13 protein-coding genes are annotated in these 15,628 nt (G+C 63.4%); 2 read left to right on the top strand and 11 right to left on the bottom strand.

All coding sequences use genetic code 11. The features are described 5' to 3' along the window. Positions 1-909, top strand: a complete 909-nt coding sequence (locus G8767_RS00995) for an ABC transporter substrate-binding protein (protein ID WP_166809088.1) — start codon at positions 1-3, stop codon at positions 907-909. 219 nt (positions 910-1,128) lie between these two features. Next, entirely contained in the window at positions 1,129-1,884 is a 756-nt protein-coding gene (locus G8767_RS01000; protein WP_166809089.1) for a hypothetical protein, read from the top strand. 31 nt (positions 1,885-1,915) lie between these two features. Here G8767_RS01000 and hutG read toward each other — a convergent pair whose 3' ends face one another. From hutG to G8767_RS01055, 11 genes are all read right to left on the bottom strand, one after another. Next, positions 1,916-2,884: a formimidoylglutamase gene (gene hutG, locus G8767_RS01005; RefSeq protein WP_166809090.1), complete on the bottom strand. Its 969-nt coding sequence runs from the start codon at positions 2,882-2,884 to the stop codon at positions 1,916-1,918. Positions 2,885-2,907: 23 nt separating this feature from the next. After that, positions 2,908-4,098, bottom strand: coding sequence for an imidazolonepropionase (hutI, locus tag G8767_RS01010; RefSeq protein WP_166809091.1), 1,191 nt, complete (start codon positions 4,096-4,098; stop codon positions 2,908-2,910). A 37-nt stretch (positions 4,099-4,135) separates the two neighbouring features. After that, positions 4,136-5,809, bottom strand: coding sequence for a urocanate hydratase (hutU, locus tag G8767_RS01015; RefSeq protein WP_166809092.1), 1,674 nt, complete (start codon positions 5,807-5,809; stop codon positions 4,136-4,138). A gap of 42 nt (positions 5,810-5,851) precedes the next feature. Next, positions 5,852-7,288: a cytosine permease gene (locus G8767_RS01020; protein ID WP_069145581.1), complete on the bottom strand. Its 1,437-nt coding sequence runs from the start codon at positions 7,286-7,288 to the stop codon at positions 5,852-5,854. A 202-nt stretch (positions 7,289-7,490) separates the two neighbouring features. Continuing rightward, positions 7,491-8,855: an FAD-linked oxidase C-terminal domain-containing protein gene (locus tag G8767_RS01025; RefSeq protein ID WP_166809093.1), complete on the bottom strand. Its 1,365-nt coding sequence runs from the start codon at positions 8,853-8,855 to the stop codon at positions 7,491-7,493. A gap of 16 nt (positions 8,856-8,871) precedes the next feature. Further along, positions 8,872-9,945, bottom strand: coding sequence for an aminotransferase class I/II-fold pyridoxal phosphate-dependent enzyme (locus G8767_RS01030; RefSeq protein WP_166809094.1), 1,074 nt, complete (start codon positions 9,943-9,945; stop codon positions 8,872-8,874). Then, on the bottom strand, positions 9,942-11,510 hold the full coding sequence (hutH, locus tag G8767_RS01035) for a histidine ammonia-lyase (RefSeq protein WP_095968443.1): 1,569 nt from the start codon (positions 11,508-11,510) through the stop codon (positions 9,942-9,944). Before hutH ends, G8767_RS01030 begins: the two co-directional genes overlap by 4 nt. A 106-nt stretch (positions 11,511-11,616) precedes the next feature. Further along, entirely contained in the window at positions 11,617-12,408 is a 792-nt protein-coding gene (locus G8767_RS01040; RefSeq protein ID WP_166809095.1) for an IclR family transcriptional regulator, read from the bottom strand. Positions 12,409-12,582: 174 nt separating this feature from the next. Next, complete coding sequence (locus tag G8767_RS01045) at positions 12,583-13,245, bottom strand: IclR family transcriptional regulator (RefSeq protein WP_166809096.1); 663 nt, start codon at positions 13,243-13,245, stop codon at positions 12,583-12,585. Between the two features lie 37 nt (positions 13,246-13,282). Further along, complete coding sequence (locus G8767_RS01050; RefSeq protein WP_166809097.1) at positions 13,283-14,425, bottom strand: CoA transferase; 1,143 nt, start codon at positions 14,423-14,425, stop codon at positions 13,283-13,285. Between the two features lie 11 nt (positions 14,426-14,436). After that, entirely contained in the window at positions 14,437-15,606 is a 1,170-nt protein-coding gene (locus G8767_RS01055; RefSeq protein ID WP_124569612.1) for an acyl-CoA dehydrogenase family protein, read from the bottom strand. Positions 15,607-15,628: the final 22 nt, after the last annotated feature.

Consider the following 15,628-nt stretch of genomic DNA (forward strand, 5'->3'; position numbering starts at 1 on the left):
ATGAAGAAGGTATTGATCGCCGCGTTGGTCGGTGTGACAGCGGTTGCATTGTCCGGCTGCGGAATCGGCAAGGACCCCTTGGCCACGGACGGCGGTGGTAGCGCTGAGGGCGCCATCGTGATCGGTTCCGCCGATTTTCCCGAGAGCCAACTGATTGCGACCATTTACGCCGAAGCGCTTCGTGCCAACGGTATCGACGTTACCGAGAAGTTGAACATCGGTAGCCGAGAACTCTATGTACCGGCATTGCGCGATGGTTCCATCGATCTGATCCCCGAGTATTCCGGCGCCTTGTTGCAATATCTGGACAGCAAGACAACGGCGACGGCTTCAGCTGAAGTATCCGCCGAAATCGATGCGAAATTGCCCAAGGGTCTGGTAGCTCTCGAGCCGTCGCCCGCTGAGGATAAGGATGTACTTGCCGTCAAACAGGAGACGGCGGAAAAGTATTCGCTCGAGACCGTCGAGGATCTGGTGCAGTACGCCGACGAGTTGACGCTCGGCGGACCGCCGGAATGGAAGACGCGCGAAAACGGTGTTGCCGGCTTGAAGACCAAGTACGGCCTGACGTTCCGGGAGTTCCTGGCACTCGATGCAGGTGGACCCCTCACGCTCAATGCGCTCCTGAGCGGGCAGATACAGGTAGCCGATGTCTTCAGTACCGATCCCGCGATGCGCTCGGAGAACTTGGTTGCGCTCGAGGATACGAAGCATCTCTTCCTCGCCGAGAACATCACGCCGATCATCAACGAGTTGAAGGCTCGCGATGACGTCCGATCCGTGCTCGCGGGGGTTTCGGCGGCACTGACCACTGAAGACCTCATCGAGATGAACCAGCGCGTTGCCGATCTCGATGACATGAGCGACATCGCTCAGGACTGGTTGCAGAAGAACTCCTTGGTGCCATGATCGAAGGCCGGGTGGCGTTCACGTCACCGACCGCGCACACCAGTTGACCGAGTTCGGAACGGCGCAGCCACTACAACCACGGTTGTAGTGGCCGGCGTCTGTCTGTCGTTGTTTCTCGGTGGCTGTTCCTCTGACAGTCTCAACAGGACAGACGTAACGTCGTCAACGGAGTCTGCGTCGAGCACTGTTGTTTCGAGTAGTCCCGGGAAGGCATCGGCCGTGACAGAGGCAAGTTCAGAGAGATTCGGCTCGCTCGCGCTCGGTATGACACAGGCAGAAGCATTGTCGTCGTTGGGGAATCAAGCCGGAACGCCCACGCAGTTTCCGAGTTGCGCTGTCGTTCCGTTCACGACGTCTGGTGGCACTGGGCGGGCACTTCTCACCAGCGCCGGCGTCACCGTCATCGAATCATCGCCGGGAACGCTGACCGACCGCGGCGTCGGTGACGGCTCCACCGTGGCTCAGATCGAATCGGTCTACGGCAACGATCATTCGACAATGACGATTCAGACCGAGTCAGGCGAATCGATCTTCGTCACCACCGGAGATCCGCGGCAAGTCGGTAATGGCAACCCAGGAGGGTTGATCGGCTTTTCGATTCACGACGGCACGGTCGGGCCTCCCGTGATCGGTGGAGTCCCCGGCTTCGAGTACTGCTCGGGCAACTCGTCGACTTCGACTTCACAATTGCCGACGACATCCACATCCGAGGGGTGCGGAACGATCACCTACCCCGAGACAGGCGGTGTCGCCTCCATCGACAATCTGCAAGGTGGCGTCACTTGTGAGGTGGCAATGGGCATTGCCGAAAGGTACCTGAACGACACGTCGCTCAGTCATGCCGGAAATACCTGGTCAGCGGAGTTCGACGGCTGGCTGTGCGGCGTCTTGACTGCAACCGCCAGCGAGCTCGAAGGGCATAGTTTGGAGTGTGCTGACAGATCTCGCGGCATCAGCTTTCAGGCCGTTCCGTAGATCTGCTCAGTGTTGCTGAATGTACTCGGGGCTAGCGCCGAACCGGCACGTGCTTGGTGACAATCCGATGGATCAGGCGAGCAGCGGTCCGTGCAGTGCGATTGTCGACGTCGAGGCTCGGGTTCAGTTCGGCGACATCGAGAACCGCGAGCTTTCCGCTGGACGTGACTCGATCACATACGTATTGGATGGTTTCCAGGCTGACACCGTAGGCCGCGGGTGCGCTGACGCCCGGCGCCACGGCGGCAGGAAGTACGTCGAGGTCGATGGTCAGGTAGACCAGATCGACGTCGTCGAGGAAGTCTGCGAGGAACTGATCCACGACGCCTCGATCGATCACTCCGCATTCTTCGTCGAGCAGATAGCGAACGCCGAGACGGTGGGCCGTGTCGAACAGAGCAGTGGTGTTGCTGGGCTGGCTGATTCCGATCACGCTGTACTGATGCGAGGTACCGGCCGCGGCTTCGTCCTCGGCGATCTGACGAAAGGGCGTGCCGGAGCTGGGGATCGGATCGCCACGTAGATCGAAGTGCGCGTCCAAGTTGAGGATTCCGAGTTTGGCTCCGGCGGTCCGCAACTCGGAGCCCGCGACGCCGAGGTATGTACCGTAGGCGATTTCGTGTCCTCCCCCGAGAACCACGGGGAAGTGTCCCGAATCGAGCGCAGCGCTGACTGCGTTCCCGAGTGCGGCTTGACCGGCCTCGAGTTCTTCACCCGACACGGCAACGGTTCCCGCGTCCTGAATCTGCAGCGGTTCGGCTAGCGCCATGGAAGCCAACCCGGCTCGCAATGCGTCCGGGCCGTCCACGGCACCGCGACGGCCCTTGTTGCGACGGACTCCTTCGTCGCTGGAGAATCCGATCAGAACACAGTCACCGGGTGCGGTCTCGGCTGAATACGGTTGCACGGCATGATGCCACCGCAGATGCTCCGCAGAGGTACCGTCGGAGCGTCCGGTCCACGGCTTGGGTTCGATGTCGACTGCGATCTGATGTGCCACGACGGCCTCCCGGTGAGTGTATTTCAGTAGCTTGTGGCGAGTGCGCCGTTTTTCCAGACCTCGCGCACCAGAGGCACGCCCGGGCGGTAGGCGAGGTGGAGGTACGACGGTGCATCGAGCGCGATGGCGTCGGCACGTGTTCCGAGAGAAAGGGTTCCGACGTCGGTACGTTGTAGCGCGCGGGCGCCACCGGCAGTGGCCGCCCAGACCGCCTCAGCGGGCGTCATGTGCATGTCTCGCACCGCAATTGCGATGCAGAACGGAAGGCTGGTGGTGTAGCAGGTGCCGGGGTTGCAGTCGGCGCCCAGAGCTACGGTGACTCCGGCGTCCAGAAGTGCGCGGGCGTCGGGGTACTTGTTGCGGGTGGAGAAGTCGGCGCCGGGCAACAGTGTTGCGACGGTGGAACTCTGAGCCAGAGCGTCGATGTCCTCGGCGGTGACGTAGGTGACGTGATCGACGGACGCGGCACCCATCTCGACGGCGAGCTGGACTCCCGGCCCTTCGCCGAGTTGGTTTCCGTGGACACGGGGGATCAGTCCGGCGGCGACGCCTGCGCTCAGGACTGCATGTGCCTGTTCGCGGTTGAATGCTCCTCGCTCGCAGAAGACATCGATCCACTTCGCGTGTGGCGCACAGGCAGGGATCATCTCGTCGCACGCCATGGCGACGTAATCATCGGCGCGGCCGGCATATTCGGGTGGTGGAACGTGGGCGGCCAGCAGTGTGACCTCGTCGGTGAACTGCCCGGCGATCAGCGCGCTGCGTAGTTCGCTCTCGGTGTTCTGCCCGTACCCGGTCTTGCATTCGACGGTTGTGCTGCCCGAGCGCAAGGATTCGTCGAGTAGGCGCCGAATATTGGCCTGCAATTGCTCGTCGGTGGCCGAGCGCGTCGCTTCGATGGTGTTGCGAATGCCGCCGGCGGCGTACTTTTCGCCTGCCATCCGAGCTGCGAATTCCTCGGCCCGCTCGCCACCGAACACCAGGTGTGAGTGACTCTCCACGAAGCCGGGAAGCAGGGCCCGACCGCCGATATCCTGACCGATATCGGCAGCCGGGGCGTCGGCGGAATCGCCGACCCAAGCAACAACGCCGTCGTCGAAGACGATTGCCGCGTCGTGTCGTACGCCGAGCTTGCCCTCACCCAGAGTCGGGTCATTGGTGACGAGGGTTCCGATGTTGGTCAGAACTGTGGTTCGAGAACCATTCGTGGTCAATGTAATTCCTAACTCAGGGTGAGGTGGTGGAGCTGTTTCAGTTCTCGGTCATCGGGATACGGACGCCGCGCGTGGCTGCCGTGTCGATGGCGTGGTCGTATCCTGCATCCGCATGCCGGATGACGCCCATACCGGGGTCGTTGGTGAGAACTGCTTCGAGCTTCTTGGCTGCGAGTTCGGTGCCGTCGGCAATGCACACCTGACCCGCGTGGATGGAGCGTCCCATACCGACGCCGCCACCCTGGTGAAGTGAAACCCACGAAGCGCCGGATGCGGTGTTGACCAGGGCGTTGAGCAGCGGCCAGTCGGCAATGGCGTCGGACCCGTCGATCATCGATTCGGTTTCGCGGTACGGCGAGGCGACCGATCCCGAGTCGAGGTGATCGCGGCCGATGGCGATGGGTGCGGACAGTTCGCCCGAGGCGACCATCTCGTTGAACTTGAGGCCGGCGAGGTGACGCTCGCCGTATCCGAGCCAGCAGATGCGGGCCGGAAGGCCTTCGAAGGCAACCTTTTCGCCTGCCATGGTGATCCAGCGGCGCAGGTGCTCGTTCTCGGGGAAGAGTTCGAGGATGGCCTTGTCGGTGGCCTCGATGTCCTTGGGGTCACCGGAGAGCGCTGCCCAGCGGAAGGGGCCGAGTCCTTCTTCGAAGAGCGGGCGGATGTAGGCCGGAACGAATCCGGGGAAGTCGAAAGCGCGGTCGTAGCCGGCCTTGCGGGCTTCGTCACGGATGGAGTTGCCGTAGTCGAACACCTCGGCGCCGGCGTCCAGGAATCCGACCATGGCCTTGACGTGCGCGGCCATCGCGTTGCGGGAATCTTCGGTGAACTTCTGCGGATCCTTCTCCGACATGATCTTCATGTCGGGGAAGTCGATGCCGATCGGCAGGTAGGCGAGGGGATCGTGCGCCGAGGTCTGGTCGGTGACGATGTCGATGGGGGCCTTCATCTCCAGCAGCGCCGGGAAGATCTCTGCCGCATTGCCTTCGAGGCCGATGGAGAGCGGCTTCTTGGCGTCACGTGCCGCTGTCGCCAGTTCGAGCGCGTGCTCGATGCTGTCGGCCTTGGTGTCGAGGTACTTGTGAGCGATACGACGGTCGATGCGGGTGATGTCGCAGTCGACACAGATCGCGACACCGTCGTTCATCGTGACGGCGAGAGGCTGAGCGCCGCCCATGCCGCCGAGACCTGCAGTGAGGGTGATCGTTCCGGCGAGTGAGCCGTTGTAGCGCTTCTTCGCGATGGCGCCGAAGGTCTCATAGGTGCCCTGCAGGATTCCCTGGGTGCCGATGTAAATCCAGGAGCCTGCGGTCATCTGGCCGTACATGGTCAGACCGAGGTCTTCGAGACGGCGGAACTCCTCCCAGTTTGCCCAGTCACCGACGAGGTTGGAGTTGGCGATCAGGACTCGGGGTGCCCACTCGTTGGTGCGGAAGACACCGACCGGCTTGCCGGACTGGACCAGCATGGTCTCGTCGTTCTTCAGCGTCTTCAGCGTGGCGACCATGGCGTCGAATGCCGCCCAACTACGTGCTGCGCGACCGGTTCCGCCGTAGACGACGAGGCTGTCCGGGTGCTCGGCAACATCGGGGTCGAGGTTGTTCATGAGCATGCGCAGGGCGCCCTCCTGCTGCCAACCGAGCGTTGTGAGCTCGGGGCCGCGGGGAGCACGGACGGGGCGCGGCTCGTGGCCGGGGGTGCTGATTTCCATTGTGTTCTCCTAGCTTGCTGAAGTTCGAAAGATGTTGGGGGATCAGACGCGAGAGTCGGTCATCGCTGTGTGATCGGGGTAGATCATCGACGCAGGCGGATTACTGGTGCGCTTGGCGAGCGGGTAATAGATCAGGCCGGTGAAGACGATGCCGACGAGCCACGAGATGTCGGCGCCACCGAGCATGTCCGTGACGGGGCCGGTGTACATCTTCTGGGCGAGGAACGGGATCTGGGCGAGAACACCGGCGGCGTAGCAGGCCAGGGCAGTGAAGTTCCAGGCTCCGTACCGACCGTTGACGTCGTAGAGCGCCGGAATGTCGATGCGCTCCTTGGAGATCAAGTAGTAGTCGATCAGATTGATCGCACTCCACGGCGTGAACACCATCAGCAATACCAGGACGAAGTTCTTGAAGTTGTCCAGGAAGTCGGCGCTGGCGGCGATCGCGATCAACACCGAGACGGCGGTGAAACCGAGGATGTAGAGGGTGCGCGCGGTGCTGGAGATTCGCGACTGGCCGTTGAAGGCTGTGACGGTGGTCAGGATCGACATGAATCCGCCGTACGCGTTGAGCACGTTCACCGTCAGCTTGCCGACCAGGATGACGAAGTAGATCAGGAAGGCGATGGCAGCGGGTCCGGCGAGATCTCCCATGAAGCCGACCTGGTTACCCAGGAACGCGTCGCCGGCGCAGGCCGCGACGAGAGCGCCGAAGGTCATGGACCACTGTGATCCGATGACGCTACCGAGGAACGTCGACCAGAACGTGGTGCTCTCGGAGGTGCTGCGCGGCAGGTAACGCGAGTAATCGGCGACGTACGGGCCGAAGGTGAGCTGCCAACCGGCGCCCAGCGAGATCGCGAGCAGGAAGGTGACGATGTCGAAGCCCTTGATGCCGACGTATGAGGCGACGTCGTACTCGAGGAACAGTCGAACGGCCAGGTAGGAGAATCCGACGATGCCCACGACGGTGGCGATTCTGCCGACGATGTGGATCAGCTTGTAGCCGGTGACCGCGACGAATGCGGTGAGGAGACCGAAGACGACGATGCCGACGGTGGGGCTGTCGATGTGCAGGATCTTGTTGACGGCTTGGCCGGCCAACACAGTGCCCGTGGCAGCGAAGCCGAGGTACATCAGGATGACCAGAACAAGCGGGACGACGGCTCCCTTGACGCCGAACTGGGCGCGACTCGAGATCATCTGGGGGAGGCCCATGCGCGGACCCTGTGCGGAGTGAAGCGCCATGACAGCGCCACCGAAGATGTTGCCGATCAGAAGTCCGACGATCGCCCAGATGGCGTCCGCGCCGAATACGACGGCGAGAGCACCGTCGACGATTGCAGTGATCTGCATGTTGGCGCCGAACCAGAGAGTGAACTGGCTGCGCGGGGTGCCGTGTCGTTCTGCATCCGGGACGACGTCGATAGTGCGTCGCTCCGGAGTGAGGATGACCTCGGCCGGTCCATCGTGAGTCATAGGCCTGTCTTTCTGCTGCGAGCCCGTCGAGCGACGGAATCGACGTCGGGGTAATGCCCACCTTCTTCGTGCTTGGTGCTTTGCGCCTTGCGCTCTGTGCGCTGGGTCACTGTCACTGCGGATAAATGTATATGCCTGTATATACAGGCGTCAATACCCGGAACCAGTTTTCACGTAAATGCTGTGTAACACCCCTCGCGAATCAGAAACCCTTACCCGGGTTGAGGATTCCGAGCGGATCGAACGCGGCCTTGATCGATCTGTGCAGTTGCATGCTGTCCTCGCCGAGTTCGAGAGAGAGCCAGCGACGCTTCAGGACGCCGACGCCGTGCTCTCCGGTGAGAGTTCCGCCGAGTTCGAGGGCATGCCGGAAGACCTCGTCCGCGGCGGCCCACACGGCTTCGGGGACCGAGCCGTCTTCGGTGCGGTCGAATACGAACGTCGGGTGGACGTTGCCGTCACCCGCATGGGCGACCGTCATGATCTTCACCGAATGCTCGGCAGCGGCCCGGTCGATACTTTCGAGCATGTCGGGCAGTTTCGACCGTGGGACCCCGACGTCTTCCACGAGGCATTGCCCAAGACGTTCGGACGCCGGGTAGGCGAGCCTGCGGATCTCGAGTAGTTGTGCGGCTTCCGCTGCATCCTGCGAGACGGCGACAAAATCGGCGCCGGCCTGTTCGAAGTGTTTCTGCATCGCCGCCGCTGCTGCGTCGGCATCGACCCCGTCGGCCTGCGCGATCAGCATCGCGGCAGTATTGTCTTCCAACCCGATTCGTTTCCAGTCGTCGACTGCGCGAAGGGTTGCTCGATCGATCAGTTCGAGCAGGCTCGGCCCGATCCCGTCACGAACGACCGCGGCAACTGCGTCCGCCGCGGAGCGGAGAGAATCGAAACTGCCGACGACGGTGACCGGTGCTCTCTTGGGTTTGGGTTGGAGCTTGAGTGTGGCGCTCGTGACGACTCCGAGAGTTCCTTCCGAACCGACGAGAAGGCTCGTCAGGTCGTATCCCGCAACACCTTTGACGGTCCTTCGACCCGTTCGCACGATCCGCCCGTCAGCGAGTACCACCTCGAGGCCCAAGACTGAATCGCGAGTGACGCCGTACTTCACGCATCGAAGTCCACCGGCGTTGGTGGCGATGTTCCCGCCGATCGTGGAGATCTCGAAACTGCTCGGATCCGGGGCGTACATCAGCCCGTACTCGTCTGCTGCTCGACTGATGTCGGCGTTGATCACCCCGGCTTCCACGACAGCGAGCTGATCGTCCGGATTGACCTCGAGAATCGAGCGCATGCGAGTGGTCGAGATGACCAGGCAGCCCTCGACCGCTGTCCCGCCGCCCGCCAAACCGGTTCCCGCCCCGCGGGTTACCACCGGGACACGGTGAGCAGTAGCCCATTTCAGGGCCTCGGAAATGTCGGCCGCAGTTTCGGCGAGCATGACGGCTACCGGATGGCCGGGTTCGGCGAGATGGGCCTCGTCGCGACGGTACGAGTCCATTACCGCCGGGTCGGTGATCAGGCGACTCGAACCGATCGACCGAGCAAGTTCGTGGACGGACATTCTTTTCTCCAGTCGGTCAAAGGTTGTGTGCGAGAGCGTCCACAGCTGAGATCACGGCGTTTTCTGCGGCCCGCTCGCCGACGGTGACCCGCACCCCCTCGCGAGGGAACATCCGGACCGAGACACCCTGGGCGACGCAAGCCGCTTCGAGTGCAGAAGCTCTCTCGCCGAGAGGGATCCAGACGAAGTTGGCTCCGCTGGGGACGGACTCGACGCCGCGCAGAGCCAATTGCTCACGTAGGTGCGCGCGACCCTCGGTCACCGTTTCGACTATCGAATCGGTGTGCGCCGGATCGGTCAACGCTGCGCAGGCCGCGGCCTCGGCAACGGCGCTGAGCCCGAAGGGCGGTGCCGCGCTACGAAGATCCGCTGCGATCGCCGAGTCGGTGATGGCGTAGCCGGCCCGAAGGCCGGCCAATCCGTAAGCCTTGGAGAAGGTTCGGAATACGACGATGTTGGGAAAGGCTCGAAGCAGATCGACGCCGTCGACATCGCCGGTCGCGAACTCCCGGTAAGCCTCGTCCAGGAGGATGAGGACGTCACCCGGGATCGAGCGGGCGAACGAGACGAACTCCGCGGTCGAGAACTCGCTTCCGGTCGGATTGTTCGGGTTGCAGACGAGTACCGCGCGGGTCTGCGGAGTCACGGCTGCCGCCATTGCACTCAGATCGTGCCGATGTTCGGAATCGAGGGCGACAGGTACACCGCTCGCTCCGGCGATTCCGATCAGAATCGGGTACGCCTCGTAGCTACGCCACGGGTAGACGACTTCGGTGCCCGAGCCCGTGTATGCGGTCAATACCTGCTGGAGCAGTGCCAGCGAACCGGCGCCGACCAATACCTGGTCGTCGCCCACGCCCAGACGGTCGCTCAACCGGGTGATCAGCGTGTCGCCGAACAGCGACGGGTACAAGTGCGAGTGTGCGGCCGCGAGATTGGCGGCCTCGAGAATTGCCGCCGAGGGTGCAACCGTCGACTCGTTGCTCGACGCCCGCCACCGAACCTGCTCCAGGCCGGCGGCTTTGGAGTATCGAGGGAGTGCTTCGATTTCAGGTCGTGGGCGCGGCCTCAGTGCTCCGGGTGCGGTCATGCCAGGGCGCCGATCGCGTTCTCCGCGGCCGCAACGAGTGCGCCGGATGCCGCCAAGTCCACCGCCGCCTCGATCTCGGGGGACAGGAAGCGATCGGTACCAGGCCCTTGCACCTTCTCGCGTAGCGTCCGGAGAACCGCTCCGGTGGCGGGGGAGGGCTCGAGTGGGGACCGGAGATCGATTCCTCGTGCTGCAGTCAGTATCTCGATGGCGAGAACCCGGGTGAGACCGTCGATGGACCGGCGGAGCTTGCGGGCACCCGACCATCCCATGGAGACGTGATCTTCCTGCATGGCCGAGGAAGGAATCGAATCGACGCTGGCGGGGCTCGCGAGTCGCTTGAGTTCGGACACGACGGCAGCTTGCGTGTACTGCGCGATCATCAGTCCGCTGTCGACTCCGGGGTCGTCGGCGAGGAAGGGAGTCAGGCCGTGATTGCGCGCAACGTCGAGGAAGCGGTCGGTGCGGCGTTCGCTGATGCCCGCGACGTCCGCTGTCACGATGGCGAGGAAGTCCAAGACGTAGGCCACGGGAGCGCCGTGGAAGTTGCCGTTCGACCGAACCCGCCCGTCGAGGGTGACAACGGGATTGTCGACAGCACTGGCCAATTCGCGTCCGGCGACGAGGCGGGCATGATCGACGGTGTCACGTGCGCCGCCGGCGACCTGCGGAGCGCACCGCAGTGAGTACGCGTCCTGAACCCTGGTGCAGTCAGGGCCCGCATGGCTGGCGACGATCGGGGAGTCGGCCAGCAGACGCACCATGTTCGAGGCCGCCGCACCCTGTCCGGGGTGGGGGCGAAGTGCCTGAAGATCTGCGGCGAATACCTGATCGGTTCCGAGCAGGCCCTCCACGCTCATCGCGGCAGCAATGTCGGCCAGCTTGAGTAGATGATCGAGATCGGTGATCGCGAGGGCCAATTGGCCGAGCATCCCGTCGGTGCCGTTGATCAGTGCGAGGCCTTCCTTCTCGGCCAGAACCACCGGTTCGAGGCCGTGGGCGGCCAATGCCGTTGCCGCATCGGTGAGTTCACCGTCGGCGGTGCGGACGGAACCTTCACCGATGATTGCCATCGCCACGTGCGCCAGTGGTGCCAGATCTCCCGAGCATCCGAGGCTGCCGTATTCGTGCACCACCGGAGTGATGCCCGCGGTAAGTAGGTCGGCGTACGCCTGCGCGACCACGGGGCGCACTCCGGTCCGTCCGGTGGCGAGCGTCGACAGGCGTAGCAGCATCAAGGCCCGGATCACTTCGCGTTCGACCTCCGGCCCCGAGCCCGCCGCATGCGAGCGGATCAGGCTGCGCTGCAACTGCGTCCGCAGATGCTCCGGGATGTGCCGGGTGGCAAGCGCGCCGAATCCCGTGGAAACTCCGTACACCGGCGTGGGGTCTGCGGCCAGGGCTTCGATGCGTGCACGACTTTCGGCGATCGCGGCGAGGGACTCGGCGGTCAATGCGACGCCGTAACCGTTTCGGGCGACGTCGACGACGTCGGCGATGGTGACAGCGCCGATTCCGACCTGGATGGTTCGGGTGGCTGTCTGGGTGGCAGGGGTGGCGTTCATGGGACTCCAATAGTGCGGCAGTGATTCAGTAAGTCTTGTATACGAGACTCTAGTCTTGAATATGAGACGAAAACAAGGCCCGGGAAGTACGCAGCGGAGAATTTTGTTACATGTCGGCGGTCGGGGTCTCCACCATTCGATCGCCGAGGTCGGCGGAGAACTCGGCGCTGACGGAGCGCACTCGGTCGGCGATCAGGGCGCTCTCCTCGGCCGATTTGGAGCCGGAGAGGAAGGTGACGCCGAGAGCTGCGACCGGACGACCGTCCCGTGTGATCACGGGGCTGGCGATGCAATTGATCCCGGATGTCGTCGCATTCTCTTCTACCGCATACCCGCTCTCGCGTGCTTCGGCGAGCAGGTTTCGCAGTTCGGCGAGCGTCGACGGTCCTGTTCCGGTCCGCGTCGGCCAGGTGTACCCCTCGTACAGCGCGCTGATCTGTTCCGCGTCCAGGCGGCTCAGAATTGCCCGCCCGACTGCGGTGAGGTGCGCCGGAAGGCGGGTCCCGATCTCGGTCACCAACCGCACGCCCGGCTTGAGCGGTTCACGTTTGTCGAGGTAGATGACGTCAGAACCTTGGAGTACCGCCAGGTGGGAGGTCTCGTCCGTCGACTGCGTGAGTGCCAGCATGAATCGTTGGCCCTCGCGGTGCAGTGGGCCGGATCGCATGTACGACGCACCGACTTCGAACGCCGAGACACCCAGAGTCCAGGCGCGTTGATCAGCCCAGTACGAGACGAACCGTCGATCCCGCATGACATTGAGCAGATGATGTGTCGTGCTCTTGGGTAGGTCGAGGGCGCTGGAGATGTCCGCGGTCGCCAGCGGCACACCCCGGCGAGCCAGCAGATCGAGCACGTCGAGCACACGCTCAGCGGATTTCACGCGGCTCGTGCTCATGGGTGTGTCCTTACAGGTAGGTCGGAGGAGGTAGCGGGGGACCCACATTGTCTCGGATACGAGACTGAATCGCCAAGCGCTCGGATACGAGACTGAATCGCCAAGCGCTCGGATACGAGACTGAATCGCCAAGCGCTCGGATACGAGACTGAATTGCCAAGTGCTCGGGGTGGCTCAGGGAGTCTGGCTGCCGAGTTCCGCGGACAACCGGGCGCAGTGCTCCACCAATACGCGACCGTGGCTGGCGCAGACCTCGTCCGTCAGACGGAATGTCGGGCCGACGACGCTGAGCGCCCCGGCTATCTGACCGACCGCGTTGTAGATTGGCGCGGCAACTCCGGTCGAGTGGTCCTCGATGGTGTCGTGCGCAATGGCGTATCCGCTCTCACCCACCTTGCCGCTCAACGCTGCGCCGACGGCGGTGCCGTTCAGGGGAACGCTCTGGCCCACCCACCCCATGTGGCGGATCGCGTGCGTGCCCTCGATCTGATCGAGATACAGCGCAGTGTCTTTCGGTCCCATCGTCGACAGGTAGGTCGACTCCCTCGTGGTTTCGGCGATGGCCTTCATCGCGGGCCTGGCTCTCGGCAACAGTTGATTGTCGCCGAGAGCGCGAGCTCCGATCTGCAGTAGCCGCGGGCCGACGCGATAGACGTTGTCCTCGCCGCGAACGACGAACTCGGTTTGTTCGAGGCTTCTGATCAGGCGAAGCGCGGTGCTGGTTGCCAGATCGGTTGCCTTGGCGGCGTCGCCGAGCGTCAACCCGCCGTGCTCGACGATCGCACCGAGAAGTTCGAACGTGCGATTCGCGCTGCGGGTCACGTCGCCGGGGGCCATGTCCTACTCCAAGTGCCGAGGGATGTCTGCGCTGAATCTATCGCGAGCCCGGCAGCACCTCACCGTGGTGCTCGTCCAGCAGGGGGCTGCGGCGAACTCCTGGACGTCGGCTCTCACCGAAGACGACGGGTTGTCGTACGTAGGAGATCTTTCCTGCTACCGGGTGCTCGAACGATTCGACGACTCCGCGGTACTCGGCCTGTGCGGAGGTGAGTGCCTGTTGGACGTCCCAGATCTCCGAGCCGGCGAGCCCTGCAGCGCCGAGAATGTCGACCACGTCCGCGACGGTCTTTCCGGCGGCCCAGTTTTCGATCTCCTTACGCAGTGCCGGCTCGTTCTCGGTCCGGACGGTGTCGTCGGCAAATCGAGGATCTGCGATCAGGTCGACGCGATTCATCGTCTGCGCCAATTTCTCGAACCCGGATTGGCTCGCAACTGCGAGGACGAAGAGTCCGTCGTCGGCCCGGTAGGTGTCGAAAGGTGTGGACACCGGATGACGGTTACCGACGCGTGGGGGAGTGAGCCCGGTGGATTGCAGTTGGCTGTGTGCTGTCGGCAGCATGGCGAGCATGCTGTCGAACATCGCGACGTCCAGATGCTGTCCGAGCCCGGTCGCCCGTGCACTCAGCAGGGCAGTACTGATTCCCCAGGCGGCGAACAGCCCGGCGACCAGGTCTCCGAACGACTCACCCAACCGGGTCGGCCCGGATGCTTCCGAGCCGGTGATGCTCATGATCCCCGAAAGGGCTTGGACCACAAGATCGTAGGCTGCAGCTCCGGACATGGGTCCGTCCTGGCCGAAACCGGAGATCGACGCGTACACGATCCGCGGATTGCGAGCCCGCGCAGCCTCGTAGTCGATTCCCAGGCGCTTGGTGACGCCCGGGCGAAAGTTTTCGACGACGACGTCGGCGTTCTCGATGAGCGTCAGCAGCGCCTGGCGGTCCTCGTCGTTCTTGAGGTTGAGTGCCACCGAACGCTTTCCGCGATTGAGCACGTTGAAGTAAATGCTCTCGCCGTCGCGGAACGGTCCGAGATGCCGAGAGTCTTCACCATGCTCGGATTCGATCTTGACGACGTCCGCGCCGGCGTCCGAAAGCAGTGCGGTGCAATAAGGTCCGGCGAGGACACGCGAGAGATCGATGACCCGGATGCCGTCGAGTGGGGGAAGTGCAGTCATGTCCGCGCCTTTCAGAACTCGGTGGAACGCGGCGACGGAGCGTTGCCGGCAATGGTGAGCAATTGAATCTGCGAGGTGCCCTCGAAGATGCGGAGAATGCGGCAATCCCGGTACAGGCGTTCGATTTCCGATTCGCGCATGAATCCCGCGCCACCGTGGATCTGCACGGTTTGATCGACGATCGAGAAGCAGGCTTCAGTGGCGACGTACTTCGAAATCGATGCGGCGCGGCGGATGTCCTGGCCGGCGTCCTTGACGTCGGCGGCCCAGTCTGCGGTGACGCGTGATGCGACCAGTTGCGCGTCGCAGCCACCGAGGAGGAGCTGAATTGCCTGGAAGTCGAAGATCGGCGTGCCGAACTGCTTTCGCTCGGTGGCGTACTCACGTCCCAGTTCCCAAGCGCGCAAAGCGATGCCGTTCGCCATTGCCGCGACGTCGATGCGCGCTCGGTTAAGTGCGGTCAAGGCGATGTTGCCGCCGCGGCCTTCGGTGCCGATCACCGAGTCGAGCGGCAGGACGACGTCGTCGAGGTAGACGGTGTATGTCGGAGCCGAGCGAATTCCCATCTTGTCCTGCGGTTCCGAATAGCTGATTCCCGGTGTGCCTTTGGGGACGACGAAGGCGGTGATGCCGCGGAATCCTGCGCTCGGGTCAGTCTTGGCGAAGAGTACGACCAGGTCGGCTTCCTTCGCGTTGGAGATGTACGTCTTGGACCCGGAGAGATGCCAGCCGTCGTCCTCGCGTCGGGCGACGGTACGCATCGACGCGATGTCTGATCCGGCGTCGGGTTCGGTGAGTGCGAAGCCGGCCAGCAGTTCGCCTGAAGCCAACTGGGGCAACCAGCGATGCTTCTGCTCTTCGGAACCGCCGACGAGAATCGGCTCGAGGCCCAGGTAGTGCGCGGTGTAGATCGACGCCAGAGCGGCGTCGGTGCGTGCAACCTCCTCGATGGCGACCAGTTGGGTTCGTGTCGACAGACCCAGTCCGCCGAATTCCTCCGGCACGGAAATGCCCATGAGGTCCTGCTGTCCGAGGCGCTTGACCAGCTGCGCCGGGAACTCTTTGGACTCGTCGCGTGCGGCCGCACCGGGGTGAATCTCGGCGTTGGCGAAGGCTCGGACGGTGCTGCGGAACTCTGCGAGATCAACGTTGTCGATGTCGGGCGCGGTCTGGGTGGTCACGGGGGCTCCTTCGAAGCGAGGT

Origin of the sequence: Rhodococcus sp. IC4_135 (assembly GCF_011602025.1) — a bacterium.
Classification (GTDB): Bacteria; Actinomycetota; Actinomycetes; order Mycobacteriales; family Mycobacteriaceae; genus Rhodococcus_F; species Rhodococcus_F baikonurensis.

What these genes read in the sequence shown, in the direction of transcription:
- hutH (WP_095968443.1), bottom strand. Translation starts at nt 11,510, where the DNA reads ATGAACGCCACCCCTGCCACCCAGACAGCCACCCGAACCATCCAGGTC.
- hutU (WP_166809092.1), bottom strand. Translation starts at nt 5,809, where the DNA reads ATGGAAATCAGCACCCCCGGCCACGAGCCGCGCCCCGTCCGTGCTCCC.
- G8767_RS01030 (WP_166809094.1), bottom strand. Translation starts at nt 9,945, where the DNA reads ATGACCGCACCCGGAGCACTGAGGCCGCGCCCACGACCTGAAATCGAA.
- G8767_RS01045 (WP_166809096.1), bottom strand. Translation starts at nt 13,245, where the DNA reads ATGGCCCCCGGCGACGTGACCCGCAGCGCGAATCGCACGTTCGAACTT.
- G8767_RS01020 (WP_069145581.1), bottom strand. Translation starts at nt 7,288, where the DNA reads ATGACTCACGATGGACCGGCCGAGGTCATCCTCACTCCGGAGCGACGC.
- G8767_RS00995 (WP_166809088.1), top strand. Translation starts at nt 1, where the DNA reads ATGAAGAAGGTATTGATCGCCGCGTTGGTCGGTGTGACAGCGGTTGCA.
- G8767_RS01025 (WP_166809093.1), bottom strand. Translation starts at nt 8,855, where the DNA reads ATGTCCGTCCACGAACTTGCTCGGTCGATCGGTTCGAGTCGCCTGATC.
- G8767_RS01040 (WP_166809095.1), bottom strand. Translation starts at nt 12,408, where the DNA reads ATGAGCACGAGCCGCGTGAAATCCGCTGAGCGTGTGCTCGACGTGCTC.
- G8767_RS01050 (WP_166809097.1), bottom strand. Translation starts at nt 14,425, where the DNA reads ATGACTGCACTTCCCCCACTCGACGGCATCCGGGTCATCGATCTCTCG.